12 protein-coding genes are annotated in these 14,672 nt (G+C 69.7%); 5 read left to right on the top strand and 7 right to left on the bottom strand.

Annotated elements, in window-relative coordinates; genetic code table 11:
• Window positions 1–19 precede the first annotated feature (19 nt).
• Complete coding sequence (locus FJV41_RS11090; RefSeq protein ID WP_141642418.1) at window positions 20–1,852, bottom strand: FecR domain-containing protein; 1,833 nt, start codon at window positions 1,850–1,852, stop codon at window positions 20–22.
• The gene (locus FJV41_RS11085; protein WP_174458571.1) at window positions 1,839–2,504 is read right to left on the bottom strand and encodes an RNA polymerase sigma factor; all 666 of its coding nucleotides are present in this window, start codon (window positions 2,502–2,504) and stop codon (window positions 1,839–1,841) included. Before FJV41_RS11085 ends, FJV41_RS11090 begins: the two co-directional genes overlap by 14 nt.
• A 235-nt stretch (window positions 2,505–2,739) precedes the next feature.
• Here FJV41_RS11085 and FJV41_RS11080 point away from each other — a divergent pair, with 235 nt between their 5' ends.
• A complete protein-coding gene (locus tag FJV41_RS11080) occupies window positions 2,740–3,930 on the top strand; it encodes a DUF7107 domain-containing protein (RefSeq protein ID WP_141642417.1) in 1,191 nt (396 codons plus the stop codon).
• A gap of 34 nt (window positions 3,931–3,964) precedes the next feature.
• Here FJV41_RS11080 and FJV41_RS11075 read toward each other — a convergent pair whose 3' ends face one another.
• Entirely contained in the window at window positions 3,965–4,966 is a 1,002-nt protein-coding gene (locus tag FJV41_RS11075; protein WP_141642416.1) for a class I SAM-dependent methyltransferase, read from the bottom strand.
• A gap of 133 nt (window positions 4,967–5,099) precedes the next feature.
• Here FJV41_RS11075 and FJV41_RS11070 point away from each other — a divergent pair, with 133 nt between their 5' ends.
• The 3 genes from FJV41_RS11070 (at window position 5,100) to FJV41_RS11060 (ending at window position 9,125) form a co-directional block, all read left to right on the top strand.
• Window positions 5,100–5,861, top strand: a complete 762-nt coding sequence (locus FJV41_RS11070; protein ID WP_141642415.1) for a crotonase/enoyl-CoA hydratase family protein — start codon at window positions 5,100–5,102, stop codon at window positions 5,859–5,861.
• Between the two features lie 49 nt (window positions 5,862–5,910).
• Window positions 5,911–7,056, top strand: coding sequence for a cystathionine gamma-synthase (locus FJV41_RS11065; RefSeq protein WP_141642414.1), 1,146 nt, complete (start codon window positions 5,911–5,913; stop codon window positions 7,054–7,056).
• A gap of 191 nt (window positions 7,057–7,247) precedes the next feature.
• Window positions 7,248–9,125 carry a metallophosphoesterase gene (locus tag FJV41_RS11060; protein WP_141642413.1) on the top strand — a complete coding sequence of 626 codons (1,878 nt, stop codon included), beginning with the start codon at window positions 7,248–7,250 and terminating at the stop codon, window positions 9,123–9,125.
• 149 nt (window positions 9,126–9,274) lie between these two features.
• Here FJV41_RS11060 and FJV41_RS11055 read toward each other — a convergent pair whose 3' ends face one another.
• The 3 genes from FJV41_RS11055 to FJV41_RS11045 form a co-directional block, all read right to left on the bottom strand.
• Complete coding sequence (locus FJV41_RS11055; protein ID WP_141642412.1) at window positions 9,275–10,774, bottom strand: tail fiber domain-containing protein; 1,500 nt, start codon at window positions 10,772–10,774, stop codon at window positions 9,275–9,277.
• Between the two features lie 74 nt (window positions 10,775–10,848).
• Window positions 10,849–12,039: a hypothetical protein gene (locus FJV41_RS11050; RefSeq protein WP_141642411.1), complete on the bottom strand. Its 1,191-nt coding sequence runs from the start codon at window positions 12,037–12,039 to the stop codon at window positions 10,849–10,851.
• Window positions 12,040–12,132: 93 nt separating this feature from the next.
• The gene (locus tag FJV41_RS11045; RefSeq protein WP_141642410.1) at window positions 12,133–12,864 is read right to left on the bottom strand and encodes a nitroreductase family protein; all 732 of its coding nucleotides are present in this window, start codon (window positions 12,862–12,864) and stop codon (window positions 12,133–12,135) included.
• A gap of 55 nt (window positions 12,865–12,919) precedes the next feature.
• On the opposite strand from FJV41_RS11045, the gene FJV41_RS11040 reads away from it, so the two are divergent.
• A complete protein-coding gene (locus FJV41_RS11040) occupies window positions 12,920–13,573 on the top strand; it encodes a TetR/AcrR family transcriptional regulator (RefSeq protein WP_141642409.1) in 654 nt (217 codons plus the stop codon).
• A gap of 10 nt (window positions 13,574–13,583) precedes the next feature.
• On the opposite strand, the gene FJV41_RS11035 is transcribed toward FJV41_RS11040, so the two are convergent.
• Window positions 13,584–14,591 (bottom strand): hypothetical protein, encoded by a 1,008-nt coding sequence (locus FJV41_RS11035; RefSeq protein ID WP_141642408.1) that lies wholly within the window; start codon window positions 14,589–14,591, stop codon window positions 13,584–13,586.
• Window positions 14,592–14,672 lie beyond the last annotated feature (81 nt).

The following is a 14,672-nucleotide window of genomic DNA, read 5'->3' as shown; positions in this document are numbered from 1 at the left end:
ACCGGGGTGCTCGCGGGGTTCAGGGCAGCAGCGCGGTGCCGGCCTCTCGCGCGTACCGGCCGCGCGGGAAGTCGTTCAGGTACTGGCGATACTCCATCTTCGCGTCCTGCCCCTGGAGTCGCTCCTCGAAGCAGCGTGCGCGCAGATAGCGCGCCTGCTCGCGGTGGTCCGTGCGCGGGCTCTTGTCCGCGATTTCCTCCAGGCCCGCGAGGAAGTTCTCACACGTCCGTGGCCCCATCTGGATTCGCGCGTAGCCCAGGAACCGCTCGTCAGCGTCCTTCGACAGCAGGGACATCGGAATGAGTCCCTCCTTCTTCTTGGGCTGAGGACGCTCCGCCACCTGCACCGGCGGCTTCGGCTCGGAAGCCTTGGTTGCCAGTTGGGCAGGAGGCAGCTTCTCCGTCACCGACGGCGCGGGGTAGGGCGCGAACTCCTGCGTGGGGTCCGCGGGATTCCGAGGAGTGGGGGCCGGCGGGGGCGTCGACGCGGCCACCGCGGTCGGCGGCGGTGACGTGGGCTCCACGGGGGACTTCTCCTTGACCTCCGATGCCTCTGGCGGAAGCGGAGCCTTCTCCTGTCGAGACTTCATGGATGCGGCCACCACCTTCGACTTGCGCTCCACCTTGTGGGAGGGCTCCGTTGCGAGGGCCGGCTTCACGGTGCTCGGCGTCTGGGGGGCATGGGCCACCGCTGGCACCACGCTCGGAGCTGCCTCGGGTGTGCTCGCACCTGTCGGCACCGTCGGGCCTGGCTCCTGCGTGGACGACTCGGTGGGAAGGTCCATCGAGTCGAGCGCATCACGGTCCGGTTCGGACAGCGGTTCCTGCTTCAGCGCGCCCCCCTGCTCGGACAACTCCACACGCTCGCCCGCGCCCACCATCCGCGCGGGCTGGCCCTGCAGCTCCACGCGGACTCGACCTTCGGAGACCGCCACCGATGCCCCCAGGGCCGTGCGCTCCACGGTGAACACCGTGCCCACCACCGACACTCGCAGGCCCGCGACGTCCACGAGGAAGCCACGGCGCTCCGCATGCGAGGCCTTCACGGACACCCGGCCCTGGCGCACCGTGAGGTGCACGTCGCTGGCCTCCGCGCGGGACAGCTCCACCTCCGAGTCCGACGACAACCTCACCCGGCTCGCGTCCGGCAGGCGCAACATCGCGGAGGCTCGCGCCGGAGTCTTCACCGCCGCCCCCGAGCGCAAACGCATCCCGGCCCGCAGCTCTCGCTCCGCGCCGCCGCGCTCGCGCATCACCGCGCCCGTCGTGCTCTCCGCTCGGGTCGAATCCTGCTCGGCGGGGGACGTGGGCGTGCCCATCGCCACCGTCGCCTCGGGAGGCGGAGCCGCTTGCTCCGCGAGCACCACTTCAGGAGGACGGGGACTCACGGACGGCCCTGTTGGACGGCCCATCCAGAGCGCGAACACCACGGCGCAGGTTCCCGCGAGCGCGAGCGCCCAGGGCCACGTCGGTCGGAATGACTTGTCTGCCCGTCGCGCGCTCACCGTTCTCACGGGCGACAAGGTCGCGGTGGACTTCCCCTCCTGTCGCGCGTGTTCCTCGCTCCCGGAGCGTCGCGCCGTCGCGGTGCTCCACGGCCATCGGGACCGCCAGGACTTCGCCTCCAGTCGCGCGGCGGCCTCGGCACGCAGCTTCGCGCCCACCGCGTCCCAGTTCACCTGGGGCTCCACGCTCCTGGCTTCGTGCAGCACGGCGCGGCTGGCCCGCACCTGCTCCCACTCGGCGGTGCACGTCGCGCAGCTCGACAGGTGCGTGCGCGTGCTCGCCGTCTCCTCGGCGCTCAGCTCGTTCGCCGCCAGCGCCCACAGCGCCCGTGCCTCAGGGTGCGCCATGAGGGCCTCCAGGGCGGCGGGTGGCGAGCAGTCGCTGCATGGCCTCGTTGAACTCCAATCGCGCGTGGTGCAGGCGGCTGCGGACGGTGTTGGGAGAGCTTCCCACGGCCTCGGCGATTTCGTCCGGGCTCATTCCGCACAGCTCGTAGTACACGAAGACGATTCGCTTCTTCGGCTTGAGCTTCTCCAGCGCCGCCTCCACCAGCCGAGCGGCCTGCCGCCGCGACGCGGCACGCTCCGGGTCCTCGTCTGGAGACTCTTGCTCGGGCGGCTCCGCGACCGAGTCCTCGGGCCTGCGCCGCTTCCAGCGCAGATGCGACAGCGCCACGTTCGAGCACACCCGGTAGAAGAACGTCCGGAAGCGCGACTCGCCCCGGAAGCCCTTCACCGCCGTCAAGAGCCGCAGGTACACCTCCTGGAGCAGGTCCTCCACGTCCACGCGATTGCCCACCAGGTGCCGCAAGGTGCGCGCGGCGTCCACCCGGGTCAGCTCGTAGAGGTGCTCGAAGGCCGTGGTGTCTCCTTCCTGGAGCCGGCGCACCAGCGACTGGAGCTGGGGCTCATCCGACGTGGGAGGTGAGGAAGGGCCCTGTCCAGGGCGCTCCTCGGGCGAGGCGGCCGGCGCCAATGCCTGGGCTTCGCGGAAGATCACCGGACGCTCTCCCTCCGGGACGCGCCATGAGGTCCCCCCCTGTAGGAGCGCCCCACCGTCCATGTGAAAGGTCCAGGCCAGCACACTACCTCCGTGCCCCTGGGTCGCCGCAGCGACGTGACCCGATCAAAAAAGATTTTTGATCAGCCGTCAGCGCCTTGGAGTCGAACGCGGGTGAAACCGGACAACCCACCCGGTGGCCGGACCGGTTCCCCGAAGCATGGAGTCCCCGCTCATGAGGCACCACCCCGCACGCGGCCTGCTGGCGCCGCTCCTCGTGTTGTTCGCATTCTCTGGCTGCATCATCCACGAGAACGATGACAGTTGGCTGGACGACGAGGAACTCTGCTACTGCGCCACCAACGCCGACTGTGACGCCGACCAGTACTGCCGCGCGGGCTACTGTCGCGACCTGGGGCCCAACGCGGATCGGTGTACCTCCACGCTCGAATGCCCCGGCACGGAGATCTGCATCAACTCCGTCTGCAATCAGCCCTGCACCCGCACCGCCGAGTGCTCCTCCGGTGGCAGGTGCGAGGACGGCTTCTGCACCCCGAGTAGCTCGCGGCCGCCGCGTGACGGCGGCACTCCCGATTCCGGCCCGAAGCCCGACGGTGGCCCTCGCCCGGATGGCGGCGGTCGTCCCGACGCGGGTCCTCCCGACGGGGGGCATCCTCCGATGGATGCGGGTCCGGGGCCCGTGTGCCAGGTGAACGCGGACTGCGGCACGGGGAACTACTGCATCAACAACCAGTGTCACCGCGGCTGCGCGACGGATGGGCAGTGCTCCAGCACCGAGGCGTGTGTCTTCGGCGTGTGCCGCCCGCGTCCGCCGGACCCGAACGCGTGCCGCACGGCGGCGGATTGCTCGGGTGGCAAGGACTGCGTGGACGGCCAGTGCCGTGCGCAGTGCGAGTCCACCACGCAGTGCCCCGCGGACCAGTCCTGCCAGATTGGCTACTGCCTGCCCATTCCCCACGGCGGTGAGTGCCGCGCCAACTGCGAGTGTCCCTCGGGCCAGGTCTGCACGAACGGCCAGTGCCGCTCCACGGAGCCGGAACCGGGTCAGACGTGCCTGGCGAACTGTGACTGCCCCTCCGGCCAGGTCTGCACCAGCGGCTACTGCCGTCCTCCCGCGCCGCCGCCTCCTCCGCCCGACGCGGGCCCGGGCAATGCCTGCGCCGCCAACTGCGACTGTCCTTCAGGTCAGGTGTGCACGAACAACTACTGCCGCGCGCCTCCGCCTCCGACGCCGCAGGATGCGGGCACCACCACCGTGTGCCGCGCCAACTGCGAGTGCCCGGCGGGAGAGGCCTGCACGGAGGGCGCGTGCAAGCCCGTCAACCGAGGGAGCGGCAAGGCCTGCGTGGCCAACTGCGAGTGCCCCGCGGGAGAGCGCTGCCAGGAAAACGTCTGCTGGCTGTAGTCCGTCATGACGGGTGGCGCGCTGAGGTCCGTCCTCAGGGCGCCACCATCCGCCAGCAGCGGTGGATGTCCTTGCGCTGGAAGTCCTCGGGGATGGAGGCCGGTGTGAGCTCCTCCACGGACTTCCAGCCGCGCGTCGCCTTGGCGTCGAGCTGGAAGCCGAGGAAGTTGTTGGAGAAGTAGAGGACGCCTCCGGGTGACAACAGTGTCCGGAGTGCGTCCAGCAGGCGCGGGTGGTCTCTCTGCACGTTGAACGAGCCCGTCATCTTCTTCGAGGTGGAGAAGGAGGGCGGGTCGCAGACGATGAGGTCAAAGCGCTCGGGGCCCCGGGCCTGGGCCTCCACCCACGCCTTCGCGTCCGCGCGGATGAGTTCGTGGCGCGAGCTCGCCAGTCCATTCAGGTCCAGGTTGTCCTCGGCCCAGTCCAGGTACGAGTTGGACAGGTCCACCGTCACCGTGCTCGCGGCGCCACCCGCGGCGGCGTACACGGTGAACGCGCCCGTGTACGCGAAGAGGTTGAGGAAGCGCTTGCCCCTGGCCTCCTCGCGCACGCGCTGCCGGGTGTCGCGATGGTCCATGAAGAGGCCGGTGTCCAGGTAGTCGCCCAGGTTGACCCAGAACTTCAGGCCCCGCTCCTCCACCACGAGCCGTCCACTGCCCTGGCCCACGCGGCCGTACTGCGCGCGACCCCAGGGCTGGGGCGTGTGCGTCTTGACGAAGACGCGCTCGGCGGGAACCTCCAGCACCTCCGTCACCGCCGCGAGCACCTCCGTGCGCTGCGTCTCCGCCGTGCCGGACTTGAGCGCGCGTCGGCGCGGGTACTCGGTGACGTGGACGCAGTCGCCGTAGATATCCACCGCGAAGGGGTACTCGGGGATGTCCCGGTCATAGACGCGGAACGACGTCAGCCCCCGGGCCTGGGCCCACTTGCGAAAGTGCTTCGCGCCCTTGCGCAGCCGGTTGGCGAACATGGCCGCCTCGGTCGTCCCGGGTGTCTCGTTGCCGCCGTTGCCGTGGGTATCTTGTGGGTCAGCCATCTCGGCCCCACTCATCCCTGACTCGCGGACGGACGACAAGCTCGGAGAGGCCGCTTCGGGCGGGCAGGTGACGAAGCGCACGCCCCCCGCGCGGGCATTGCGGCGAGTGCTGGGGGAGGGAAGACTCGGCGCCATGAGTGTGCGCGTCGAGAAGAGCGGCCCCATCACCACCGTCATCCTCCAGCGGCCCGAGGTGCGCAACGCGGTGGATGGCGCCACCGCCCAGGAGCTCGCGGAGGCCTTTCGCTCCTTCGACGCCGATTCCGACGCGCGCGTGGGGGTGCTGTACGGCGACGGTGGCACCTTCTGCGCGGGCGCGGACCTCAAGGCCGTCTCCGAGGGCCGCATGCCGCGCCTTCAAGTCGACGGGGACGGCCCCATGGGTCCGTCGCGCATGGTGCTGGGCAAGCCCGTCATCGCGGCGATTTCAGGCCACGCCGTGGCGGGTGGCCTGGAGCTGGCGCTGTGGTGCGACTTGCGCGTGGCGGAGGAGGACGCGGTGCTGGGCGTCTTCTGCCGGCGCTGGGGCGTGCCGCTCATCGACGGCGGCACCGTGCGTTTGCCCCGGCTCATCGGCCTGTCCCGGGCCATGGACCTCATCCTCACCGGACGCCCCGTGTCGGCTCAGGAGGCGCTGGCCATGGGACTGGTCAACCGCGTGGTGCCCCGCGGGCAGGCACGCGAGGCGGCCGAAGCGCTCGCCCGGGAAGTGGCCGCGTTTCCGCAGGCTTGCATGAACGCGGACCGGGCTTCGGCCTACGCCCAGGGGGGCCTGGGCCTGGAAGAAGCGCTGCGTCAGGAGTTCGTGGGGGGCGTGAAGGTGCTGGAATCGGAGTCCATCGCCGGGGCCACCCGCTTCGCGAAGGGGGCGGGGCGGCACGGGACGTTCGAGTAGGGCAGCGGGGCTGATGCACGGCCCAGGGGGCTGTGTTACTCCCCCGCCCATGCGCTTCGACACTCTCGCCATCCATGCCGGTCAGGAGCCGGACCCCACGACGGGCGCCATCATGACCCCCGTCTACCTGACCTCCACCTACGTCCAGGACGGGCCCGGGGAGCACAAGGGCTACGAGTACAGCCGGACGCAGAACCCCACCCGCAAGGCGCTCCAGGACTGTCTGGCCGCGCTCGAGGGCGCGAAGTACGGCGCCGCCTTCGCCTCCGGCCTCGCGGGCACGGACATGCTGATGCACATGTTGGATCACGGTGACCACGTCATCGTCTCCGACGACGTCTACGGAGGCACCTTCCGCCTCTTCGACAAGGTCTACAAGCGCTGCGGCCTGAACTTCTCCTTCGTCGACCTGTCCGACCCGAGAGCCTTCGAGGCGGCGATTACGCCGAAGACGAAGATGGTGTGGGTGGAGACCCCCACCAATCCGATGCTCAAGCTCATCGACCTGGCGCGCATCGCCGAGGTCGCCAAGAAGCACAACATCCTCGCCGTCGCCGACAACACCTTCATGACGCCGTACTTCCAGCGCCCGCTGGACCTCGGCTTCGACGTGGTGGCGCACTCCACCACCAAGTACCTCAACGGACACAGCGACGTGGTGGGCGGCTTCGTCTGCACCAGCCGCGAGGACGTGGCCGAGCGGATGTACTTCCTCCAGAACGCGGTGGGCGGCGTGTCCGGCGCCTTCGACAGCTTCCTCGTGCTGCGCGGCGTGAAGACGCTCCATGTCCGCATGGACCGCCACGCGCACAACGCGATGAAGGTGTCCCAGTTCCTGGCCACGCACCCCAAGGTGAAGAAGGTCACCTACCCGGGCCTGGAGACGCATCCGCAGCACGCGCTCGCGCGCCAGCAGATGACGGGCTTCGGCGGCATGCTGACGTTCGACATCCACGGCGGCCTGGAGGCGGCGCGCCGCTTCCTCAAGACGGTGAAGGTCTTCGCCTGCGCGGAGTCGCTCGGCGGCGTCGAGTCCCTCATCGAGCACCCGGCCATCATGACCCACGCCTCCGTGCCCAAGGAGACGCGCGAGAAGCTCGGCATCGCCGATGGCTTCATCCGCCTGTCCGTCGGCATCGAGGACTCGCGCGACCTCATCGATGACCTGTCCCAGGCGCTCGACGCGGTGAAGTAACCGCGTCAGCCCCCGCGCCTGGCGGGCTTCCAAGGGCCTCCCCGCTCCCTCGCATCTGGGACGCGCGGAGGCCCTTCGTCTGTCCATGCCCTGCCAGCCGTGGCTCGCGCTCGGCTGCCCTGCCGCCTGGGGGGAAGGGCGAGTGTCCACAAATGGAATGTCGCCAGATGGGTTCCGTTTGGGCTCCCATCATGAGCGACCGACGCAATCTCTCCACATGCTTCCTGGGCGTGCTGCTCGCGGCCGTTGCTGGCTGCGACGAGCCCCCCGCGTCCGCCGACCAGGACGTTGTTCCACCCGAAGTCCCCACGACGGAGTCGCAGGTCTCCGAGGCCGCCTTGACGGCGCCCGACTGCCGCATGCTCACCACCGCCTCCGTGACGGCCAGCGGTGACGACGGTGATGGCAGCGTCGCGGCCAACTCGCAGGACGACAACCTGGACACGCGCTGGAGTGGTCCGGGCAAGGGCGCGTTCCTCATCATGGACCTGGGCGCGTCCCAGACGCTGGTGGGGACCACCGTCGCGTGGCACCGGGGGAACGAGCGACAGAACCACTTCGTCCTCTCCACGTCCGAGGACGGCGCCACCTTCACGCAGGCGTATGCGGCCGACAGCGCATTGAACAACCAGGCGCAGACGTATGCGTTCAGCGCGCGCAAGGCCCGCTACGTGCGCATCACCGTGAATGGCAACACGGTGAATGACTGGGCCTCCATCGCGGAGACGCGCGCGTGTGGTGAGCAGACCGTGCCGCCCGCGTCCACCGCGGACTCCGGGCCGGTGTTGCCGCGCCTGCCGTACCTCCAGAGCGTGGGGCCCACGAGCGCCATCGTCGTGTTTCGCTCCGGCGTGTCCTGCACGCCCTTCGTCCGCTTCGGCGAGGGCACGTTGCTGGCGCGCACGGCGACGGCCACCGTCGCGGGCTGGCGTCACGCGGTGAAGCTGGAGGGCCTGCAGCCGGGCCGCGCGTATGGCTACAGCGTGGAGGCGTGTGGCTCCGTCACGGGGCTGCGGACGTTCCGCACGGCCTCGGCGCCGGGGACGCGGCGCGTGCGCTTCACCACGATGGGTGACTTCGGCACGGGCGGCTCCGCGCAGTCGAAGGTGATGGCGATGATGAACAAGCCGGAGTGGCGCGGAGAGTTCCTCGTCGCGCTGGGGGACAACGCCTACTCCTCCGGTACCGAGCAGGAGTTCCAGGACCGGATGTTCAAGCCCATGGGGGCCTTGCTGCGCGAGGTGCCGGTGTTCCCCTCGCTGGGCAATCACGAGTACGTGACGAACCAGGGGCAGCCCTACCTGGACAACTTCTACCTGCCCACCAACAACCCGGCGAAGAGCGAGCGCTACTACTCGTTCGACTGGGGCAACGTGCACTTCACCGCGCTCGACTCCAACTGCGCCATCGGAATGGCGTCGTCGGACCGGTGCTCGGCGGCGGCGCAGAAGACGTGGGCCGAGCAGGACCTGGCGGCCAGTGCGCTGCCGTGGAAGGTCGTCTTCTTCCACCACCCGCCCTGGTCCAGCGGAGAGCACGGCTCGCAGCTCACCATGCGCCGCACGTACGGCCCGCTCTTCGAGAAGTATGGCGTGGACCTGGTGCTCACCGGGCATGACCACAACTACGAGCGCAGCAAGCCGATGAAGGGAGACGCCGTGGCTCCGTCGGGCACGCGTGGCATTCCCTATGTCGTGGTGGGCAGCGGCGGCGCGACACTGCGCCCCTTCGCGGGCAGCCAGCCCTCGTGGACGGCCCTGCGCGACAACCAGGTGTATGGCTTCATGGATGTGGTGGTGGACGGCGGCACGCTGACGGCGCGGCTCATCACCTCCACGGGGACTGTGCGCGACACCCTCACCGTGACGAAGTCGCTGCCGGCGGTGCGCACGTCGTCCCAGGCCCAGAAGCTGGAGCCGATGGAGACGGTGCCTGGACCCGTGGATGACCCGGCCCACATGCCGGAGAGCCTGAGGGTTCGGCCTCCGCTGCCTCCAGCGGACCGGCTGGAGGACGTGGCCGACGCGCCCGAGCCTCCCGCGCGGACCGAAGCCCCCGAGTCCGAGTAGTCCCGGCATCGCGACACCGGGGTTGAACAGGGCCTCCCGTGCTCCCTCCATGGAGTCGGGAGGCCCTTCGTCGCTCCAGCGGTGGTGGAGCCTGGGTGCCACGGTGCGGACGGCTCCAGGGCCGCGTGCCGTGGCGCAAGTCCGGATGGCTACGGGCGCGCGGCCTGTGCGTGGACGGCGGCTTCCAGGCGCGACAGACCGCGCTTCAGCTCGGCCAGCTCGGCCTTGAGGGTGTCGACCTCGGCGGTCTTCTCGCGCAGCTCCCGCGTGCGGACCTCCAGCGCCTTGATGGCGGCCAGATTCACGCCGCCAATATCGAGCATGCCGATGCTCGTGTCGTCCGCGCCCAGGCCGAAGGCCGCCCGGAAGTCCTGTGCCATGGGGCCCAGATGCCGCACATCGGACTGCTCCTGCTTGTAGCGCCAGGTCGAGATGGGCAGCTCGGAGACCTTCGCCAGCAGTTGCTCGCCGTCGACGTTCCGGAAGCCCTCCTTCTGGTTCCGGTCCGACGTACAGGTGAAGTCGCCGCCGCCCGGCGCCAGGTCGCAGCCCGCGCTGGCGTCCGCGGTGACGCGCAGGCGGATGCCACCCGCGGCGCGCACCATGAACTGGTTTTTGGCGGTGTTGTTGATGACGGCGACCGTCGACTGGTCTCCCCAGATGAACGAGCCAGTGTAGCCGTTCGTCGACGCCGCTTGACCGAGGGCGATGCTGTAGTCGGCGTTCGCCGTGACGCCCGAGCCCAGGGCCACGGCGCCCTGGCCGAAGGCGACGTTCAAGAGTCCCCCGGAGAAGGCCCCAAGGCCGCTTGAGCTGTTCGAAAGGCCCAGGGCCACGCTGCTGGCCCCATTGGCACTGCTGGACTTGCCCAGGCACGTCGAGGTCTCGCCGCTCGCGATGCAGCTCTCACCCATGGCGAATGATGCTCTGCCGCTGGCGGTGGAGAGGGTGCCGCCCGCCCAGGAGAACAACCCGACGCCGCTCTCATCCCACTGGGTGTCGGCGTTGCCCGCGCGGAAGGCCCCCTTGTGGGGCGCCCACATGAGGCGGGCTCCCTTGCCCGTCATGGGGAGCTTGCCCTGGCCCTGCTCGCCTCGCACCAGCAGCCCACCGGCGGAGTCCACGGTGAAGAGGGGGAACGCGGTCCAGCTCACGCCGTCCGACGTCGTGTTCTGGAGCTTCAGGAGGGACGTGGGCGTGGCGATGGCCGTCGCCGCATCGACGAGCAGGTCGGAGCGCGTCGTCATCCGCCCGCGCGTGGTGCCCGTGCCCGACAGCGAGAAGGAGGCGTCCTGGGCGAGGACGCCATTCTGGATGTAGTTGGTGCTGCCCGGCAGGGGCTGGCGCGCATCGGTGAGGCGCGGGTCGCTGCTCGGCACGGGGGCGGTGGCTTCGTCTCCGTACCGGAGGCTCAGGACATCGTCCTTCAGCTCCAACCCTGTCCCCACCTGCCAGGATGGGCCCACGGGGCCAATGGGACCTTGAGGCCCCGCGACGCCCTGGGGTCCCGCGACGCCTTGAGGCCCCGCCGCGCCTTGGGGCCCCTGGAGTCCCTGGCCGCCCTGCGCGCCGTTCACACCATCGGACCCACCACAGCCCAGGCCGGCGAAGACGACTCCCAGCGCGGCCAGCCACGTCCCGACCTTCATTCGATGCCTCCAGGCAGATAGGGCGGGGAGCTTACCGCCCTACGCGCCAGGTCATCTCGGGAGATGGACTGCCTTCAGTGTCGTACCCCGGGGGCTGTCTGCCCGGCGATGACCGCCCAGGTGGCGAGCGCGCTGCTGACGCTGGTCCAGTACCCGTAGGCCTCGTAGTACCAGACGGCCCAGTGCGCCTGCATGTCGAGCCGGCTGGGCGCATCCGGCAGGTCTCCGTTGATTTGAGGGTCGGAGGCGTTGCGGATGACGAGCCACAGGGGTGCGGTGTTACCCAGCTCCTCCGCCACCATGCCGAGCACCGCGTCCCCCATCTCCACACCCGCGCCAACGGCTTCCAGGCCGTTTCGCGAGGTGCCGAACTCGAAGAAGTCCGTGGTGAGGATGGGGTGGAAGGCGGGCAGGTCCCTGCCATCGAGCTTGATGTCGGGGGAGTTGCGGGGGCCCTGGAGCAAGGGTCCGTCGAAGGCGTAGCGCTTGGTGGGCGGCCCGAAGTCCGGCTCGCCGAGCTGTGGCGCGTGCTGGGCCATCAGCCGCTCCGCGTCGTCGAAGAAGCGGGTGGGGACGTCCATCTCGCAGCGATAGGTCTTGTCGTTGAAGGGTTCGTTGCGGAACTCCTGGGAGAGTCGGAAGCGGGCGGCGCGGGTGACGATGACGTCGCCCAGCTCGTGGTCCGCGAACGTCGCTCCGGCGGTTCCCACGGTGATGGCCATGCGAGGCTTCACCTCTCGCAGCAGTTGGTGGAACAGGTCCTTCACCGGCAGCGTCGCGGTGCCGACGCCGGTGCGCACGCCGTCCTGGTTGAGGTGCAGCTCCGACTTGAAGCACAGCACGCTCCGGCCACCGATGTCGGTGAGGAACCAGCTTCCCAGGCGCTGCACGCGCTGGGCGGGCGCCGACTTGCGGATGAGCGGCTGGTAATGGCTCTGGAAGTTCCTGTCGTACGGGTACCAGGCGGTGCGCCGCACGCCCGGGGTGAGGGTGTCCGCCAGGGCCTCCACTTCGGCGACCGTCCACGTGACGACCAGGTAGTCGGCCTGCGGAAGCGCGGCGCCGGGGTCGGGTGTGGTCGGCAGTCGTCGGGGACGCGGCTCCAGGCCCGTGGGCCAGGTCAGCCCCAGGGCCACCTCGGCGGGCAGGGGGCCTCTGGGAAGGGCCGTCGCCTCCAGTGGCTGCTCGTCCACCGTGGCGCCGTATTCGATGATGTGCCGGGCAATCAGCTCCGGGCTGCTCAACAGGGTGTGGGGATTGGGCATGACGCACCTCCAGCGTCTCTTCTTGAAGCTAGGAGCGACGGAGGGGCGAGGCCCGGTGCCCCGCCTGCTCGCGGAGGACGCGGTGGGACAGCTTCAGTGCTCGATGACCGCGTCCGTGAGCGCCCTGCGCCAGCGCGGCTCCAGGCGTGCGTCCGCGCTGCGATGGCCCAGGGCGATGACAATCGGAATCACCGTGCCGCGCGGCAGCCCCAGCGCCTTGGCGACCTTGGGGGCGTCGAAGCCTTCCATGGGGCACGAGTCCAGGCCGCGCGCGGACGCGGCCAGCATGAGCGTCTGAGCCGCGTAGATGCCGCTGCGCGCCGCCCAGTTGCGCATGCCCGACGTGCCAATGGGCAGGAGCGAGTGCACGGGATTCAGCAGCGACAGCAGGGCGCGCATCGGCGTCCAGAGCAGCAGCGGGGCCAGCTTCAGGAAGCGCGTGAACTTGCGGACCTGTCCCAGGTGGTAGGTCCTGGACCGGGCATCCAGGTCCGTGGCGTGCTCGACGTGCTGAAGCTGCCGCGCCGCTGTCCTGAGGCCGATGCGCCTGCTGGCGGCGACGACGACCAGCGTCGACGCGGACCGGGCCGCGCGTTGGGCGTGGCAGGCCTCCGCCACTCGCTGCTTCAGGTCCGTGTCCCGCAGCCAGTGCAGCTCATAGGGCTGGAGGTTGCCGCTCGACGGCGCCAGCAGCGCGGCCTGCAACACCGCGCGCACGTCTTCGTCCAGGAGGGGGGCTCCATCGAAATCGCGGATGGCGCGGCGGTGCTCGTTGACCTCGCAGAAGTGGCTCCAGCGAGGCTCGGTATGGGTCTGGTCTGTCATGTGTCAAGAATGTAAGTTGGAGCTTGGATTCACAACTTGCATTCAGGACCCAGCGATGGCCGCGCGAAAGCCCAGGACCTCTCCCCGCAAACAGCCGAAGCAGGACCGCTCCGTCGCGACGGTCGACGCGATTCTGCAAGCGGCGACTTACATTCTGGTCCGCGAGGGCTGGGAGGGCTTCACCACCAACCGCGTGGCGGAGCGGGCCGGGGTGAACATCGCCTCGCTCTACCAGTACTTCCCCAACAAGGAAGCCATCGTGGTGGAACTCCAGCGGCGACATGTCGCGAAGTCACGGGAGGGGATGCAGGGGGCCATCTCCGCGCTGCGGGCGCAGAAGACGCTTCCGCGCGTGCTCGAGCTCGTGGTGGAGGGGGCCATCGCCGAGCACCGCGTGGCGCCGGAGCTGCACCGAATCTTCTCCGAGGAGCTGCCGCGCTCGGCCCGGGCTCCCTCGGAGGTGCCGGATGCGCAGGTGGACCGGTTCTGGAGGGAGGTGCTGGCGCCGTTCGTGCGCAATGTGACGGACCTGCCGCTCGCGGCCTTCTTCGTCCGGGTGACGCTGCACGCGGTGATTCACGAGGCGGCCACTTCGAGACCGGAGCTGCTGGACCGGCCTGACTTCGCCAGTGAGGTGGTGTGCCTGCTCGACCGCTACCTTCGCCGGGCGGCCCCGGCGCGCTCACGGACGCGCGCGCGGGGAGCATGACGGGCCCGCCTCAGCGAGGTGTCTCTCTCCAGGTGTGTGGGCACACGCGGCACTGGCGGGCCTTGGCCGTCCGCGCGAGGGCACCACACTTCGAACAGCGGTTGATGACGACCTTGTCCGGATGGTCCGCGAGGAGTCTGCGCTCCAGGGCACGGCCCAGCCCCGCCTTCCCCTCGGTGAGCAGCGCGAGAATCTCCGGTTGGTCCGTGGCCCAGCGTGGCCCCTCTTCGGTGTTGAAGGTCTCCATCCGCGCGGCCTTCTCCTCCGTGTCCGTCAAGAGTCGGCGGTAGTTGTCGACCAGATATTGGAGGAGCGGGTCATCGGTGGGCCGGCGCTCCAGGGGGAGGGGAAGCCCCAGTCCTTCGTCGACGGTGTGCCGGCCCGTGTCGCCCCGTGCGATGGCGGCACTCTCGAACGCCAGCAGTTGCTTCACGAGCGAGGACGCTCCCACCTGGCGGACGCGGTCCACCTCACGCAGCGCTTCTTCGCCACGGCCCGAGCGGCGCAACACATCCACCAATCGGACGCCACGCCAGCCTCGCCAATCAGGGTCCTCGCGGTCTTCCCAATGTTTGAGCGGGGGCGCATTCAGGAGCAGGTCGGCCGCTTCGGAGCGACAGCGTCGGGCGAGCGCTTCCAGGCCCGCATCATCCGCCACCCATGCGGCATGCGTTCGGACCGCGGCGGAGTCTCGCGCGAGCCCCTCCGCGTCATGGAGGAGCGCCAGGCACAGGAACTGGTTGAGCAGAACCGGCGCCTCCGGATGGTGAAGTCGCGCGCGGTACGCCTCCGACGGGACCACCTCCCGGGCACTGGGGTGGGCCTTCGCGAGGCTCGCCGCGCAGTAGCCACAGGAGGGACACCTCTCGACCCAGGTGTCCATGGTCGACCGCGCCATCTCGGAGGGGCGGCCATCGAGGTCGGGGCGTTCGAAGCTCGTGACACACTGGAGGGTGCGCTGCTCGCTCACGCTGGCGCAGACGGCGCACATCACCTGCGTATTGGCATACCGGGTCATGGAGGATTCCGCCGAGGGTGGCCGGTGAGGCCCGCCCGCCTGGAACGAGCCGTCTGCTTCCCGTCAAGCCGAGAAGAATGG

The organism is Myxococcus llanfairpwllgwyngyllgogerychwyrndrobwllllantysiliogogogochensis (assembly GCF_006636215.1).
GTDB lineage: Bacteria > Myxococcota > Myxococcia > Myxococcales > Myxococcaceae > Myxococcus > Myxococcus llanfairpwllgwyngyllgogerychwyrndrobwllllantysiliogogogochensis.
This window is presented reverse-complemented; position numbering and strand designations above follow the sequence as displayed.

Excerpts from the sequence above, each read along its gene's own strand:
- FJV41_RS11090 (WP_141642418.1), bottom strand. The coding sequence starts at position 1,852 with ATGGCGCACCCTGAGGCACGGGCGCTGTGGGCGCTGGCGGCGAACGAG.
- FJV41_RS11080 (WP_141642417.1), top strand. The coding sequence starts at position 2,740 with ATGAGGCACCACCCCGCACGCGGCCTGCTGGCGCCGCTCCTCGTGTTG.
- FJV41_RS11075 (WP_141642416.1), bottom strand. The coding sequence starts at position 4,966 with ATGGCTGACCCACAAGATACCCACGGCAACGGCGGCAACGAGACACCC.
- FJV41_RS11070 (WP_141642415.1), top strand. The coding sequence starts at position 5,100 with ATGAGTGTGCGCGTCGAGAAGAGCGGCCCCATCACCACCGTCATCCTC.
- FJV41_RS11065 (WP_141642414.1), top strand. The coding sequence starts at position 5,911 with ATGCGCTTCGACACTCTCGCCATCCATGCCGGTCAGGAGCCGGACCCC.
- FJV41_RS11060 (WP_141642413.1), top strand. The coding sequence starts at position 7,248 with ATGAGCGACCGACGCAATCTCTCCACATGCTTCCTGGGCGTGCTGCTC.
- FJV41_RS11055 (WP_141642412.1), bottom strand. The coding sequence starts at position 10,774 with ATGAAGGTCGGGACGTGGCTGGCCGCGCTGGGAGTCGTCTTCGCCGGC.
- FJV41_RS11050 (WP_141642411.1), bottom strand. The coding sequence starts at position 12,039 with ATGCCCAATCCCCACACCCTGTTGAGCAGCCCGGAGCTGATTGCCCGG.
- FJV41_RS11045 (WP_141642410.1), bottom strand. The coding sequence starts at position 12,864 with ATGACAGACCAGACCCATACCGAGCCTCGCTGGAGCCACTTCTGCGAG.
- FJV41_RS11040 (WP_141642409.1), top strand. The coding sequence starts at position 12,920 with ATGGCCGCGCGAAAGCCCAGGACCTCTCCCCGCAAACAGCCGAAGCAG.
- FJV41_RS11035 (WP_141642408.1), bottom strand. The coding sequence starts at position 14,591 with ATGACCCGGTATGCCAATACGCAGGTGATGTGCGCCGTCTGCGCCAGC.